Annotated in this window: 2 protein-coding genes and 1 riboswitch; of the genes, one reads left to right on the top strand and one right to left on the bottom strand. The window is 63.5% G+C overall.

Annotation, left to right across the window (positions count from 1 at the left end):
• Nucleotide 1: 1 nt before the first annotated feature.
• Nucleotides 2–104: riboswitch (TPP riboswitch) on the bottom strand.
• A gap of 200 nt (nucleotides 105–304) precedes the next feature.
• A complete protein-coding gene (locus O2807_14465; protein ID MDA1001707.1) occupies nucleotides 305–1,315 on the bottom strand; it encodes a Gfo/Idh/MocA family oxidoreductase in 1,011 nt (336 codons plus the stop codon).
• A 247-nt stretch (nucleotides 1,316–1,562) separates the two neighbouring features.
• Between O2807_14465 and O2807_14460 the strand changes: the two genes are divergently transcribed.
• Nucleotides 1,563–2,606, top strand: a 1,044-nt coding sequence (locus O2807_14460; protein MDA1001706.1) for a Zn-dependent alcohol dehydrogenase, incomplete at its 3' end; no start/stop codon positions are given.

Below are 2,606 nucleotides of genomic sequence, written 5' to 3'. Positions count from 1 at the left end.
CGGCTTCTGGGGACCGCTTCCCTTCGCTGGCATTACCCAGATCAGGTTCTAAGGGTTGTCTCCCTTCGGCGGAGACTCTCAGTCGAACACCCCTAGCGGACCGCTCTTCTTAGCAATCTTACTCCCCGCCCCTTCTCTGTCAAATAGGGGGAGGCCGGATCCGGAGATGGCGGAAAAAGAAGCCGTATTCCCGCTACATCAGTCTGGGGAGGAGGGTGCTGATGCCGGGGAAAAGGATGAGTACCTCCAGTGTAATCAGCAGCATCATCACAAAGGGGAAAGAGCCCCGGAACACTCCCCTGAATCAGGCGAAATCATCGAGGTTCACCGGGCCGTCCGCCTCCGCCGAGCGGAGGATGGCCTCGATCACGGCCACCGCGGCCATGCCTTCCTCCCCGCCCACTTCGGGCTTCGCGCCCTCTTGGATGCAGGCGGCAAACTCGTCCATCTCCTCGGCCAGCGAATCCGCCAACTGGGTCATATGATCGGGCATGGGAAACCGTTCGAACTCCTCGGACCCTTTTTTCTGGTAAAAGGCCGCGCTGCCCATCTCGTCCACAAGAACATTGCCCTCTGTTCCGTGAATCTGGGTGAAGTTCCGCGTCCCGGTGAGCATGGTCCCGCCGAGGTAGCCGAGCGCCCCGCTCTTGAACTCGACCACCGCCGCCATCACGTCATCGGGCGGCGCCGGCCCGCTGAGTTTCTTGGTGAAGGCCGACACCCGATGGATCGGGCCGATCAGATAATTGAAGGAATCCGCCTGGTGCACCGTGAAGCTCACCAGCGGACCGCCCGGGCTCTCCTCCCGCGACCACCGCCAAAGCTTGGGCGTCAGGCGATAACCCTGGGTTTTCGACATGTTTCCCTCGACGAGGACCACCTCGCCCACCGCGCCCTCGCGGATCAGCTCCGCCGCCTTCCGGTAGCGGACCATCCGCCGGGTGTTCTGGCCCACGGCGAGCGTGACGCCCGCCGCCTCCGCCGCCGCGATCATCTTCTTGCAGTCCGCCACCGAGAGCGCCATCGGCTTCTCGACGAAAATATGCTTGCCGGCCCGAGCCGCCGCGGCCGCCTGAGAGACATGAAGGGAGTTCGGCGTCGTCAGAACCACCGCGTCAACCGAATCACTGGCGAGAATCTCCTCATAGGATTGGAGCGGGGCGCCCCCGTATTTTTCGGAAAATGCGGCTTTCTTCTCCCCGGACCTCGAAAGCCCTCCTGCGATCTCCACCCGCCCGCTGCGCAAGGCCCCATCGGCCAGCATGTCCGACCATCTGCCCAAACCCACAAACGCCATCCTCACCTTGTCGGCCATATACTTTTCCTCTGCTCTCAGAAATCAGGCGCACCGCCCCGGCTTCCCCCACCGCCCGGGGGGCCGCGGCGCGAATCTCCCGGAAGTGTCCGCCCAGCCGCAGAATCCGGCTCCGCCGGAGTGCAATTGACCCGCTTTTCAGGTATGAAAGACAAACATACTTTCATCCCTACTGCGTGACAAGACACGCGGCGTCAAATCGCCGGGGCGGAGCCTCTCTCCCCGGTCAGCCAGGAGGCCAACCGCCATGAGAGCCGCCATACTTCGCGAAGTCGGAAAACCGCTTTCCGTGGAAGAAATCGAGGTCGATCCCCCGCGCGAGGGAGAGGTGCTCGTCAAAATGGCCGCCGCCGGCGTGTGCCACAGCGACTACCACGCCATGAACGGTGAGCTTCCTGCCCCCATGCCCATCATCCTCGGCCACGAGGGCTCGGGCGTTGTTGAGGAAGTGGGACCCGGCGTGACCTCCCTCAAAAAGGGCGACCACGTGGTTTCCGTCTGGCGCTACTCGTGCGGCCACTGCGAGTACTGCATCACCGCCCGGCCCGCCCTTTGCGGCGATGGATGGAAGATGCGGAGCGAAGGCGTACTCAGCGACGGCACCCGCCGCTTCAGACAAGGCAAGAGTGAGATCTCCCACCACCTCGGGGTGTCCACCTTCAGCGAATACTCGGTCATGTCCGAAAAATCGGCCCTGAAGATCCGCGAAGACATGCCCCTCGACAAGGCGGCGGTCGTGAGCTGCGCCGTGATCACGGGCGTCGGCGCTGTGCTCAACGGCGCAAATATCCGGCCCGGGGAGAGCATCGCCATCTTCGGCGCGGGCGGCATCGGCCTCAACGCCGTCCAAGGCGCCCTTCTCGCCGGCGCCGAACCCATCATCGCCGTGGACCTGATGCAGAACAAACTCGAGATGGCCAAGAAGTTCGGCGCCACCCACCTGATCAACGCCTCGGACGAGGACCCCATCAAGCGCATCCGCGAGATCACCGGCGGGAAAGGCGTCCACTGCGCCATCGAGGCCATCGGCATCCCCGAGGTCACGGCCCAGGCGTTCGAGAGCCTTCGCTCCGGCGGAACCGCCGTTATGATCGGCATCACCAGCCCCACCTCGAAAACCGCGATTCCCACCCTCTCTCTCGTGACGCAGGAGAAGAAGCTCGTGGGCTCGATTTACGGCTCCTCGGTTCCGCGCTTCATGGTCCCGCGCCTCATCGAACTCTACATGGCCGGGAAACTGAATCTCGACGACCTGCTCACCCGCTCCTATCCGCTGGACCAGATCAACGAG

The organism is bacterium (assembly GCA_027622355.1).
In the GTDB taxonomy this organism is placed as follows: domain Bacteria; phylum UBA8248; class UBA8248; order UBA8248; family UBA8248; genus JAQBZT01.
The sequence above is the reverse complement of the archived record's forward strand: the minus strand, read 5'-3'. Positions and strand labels throughout refer to the sequence as shown.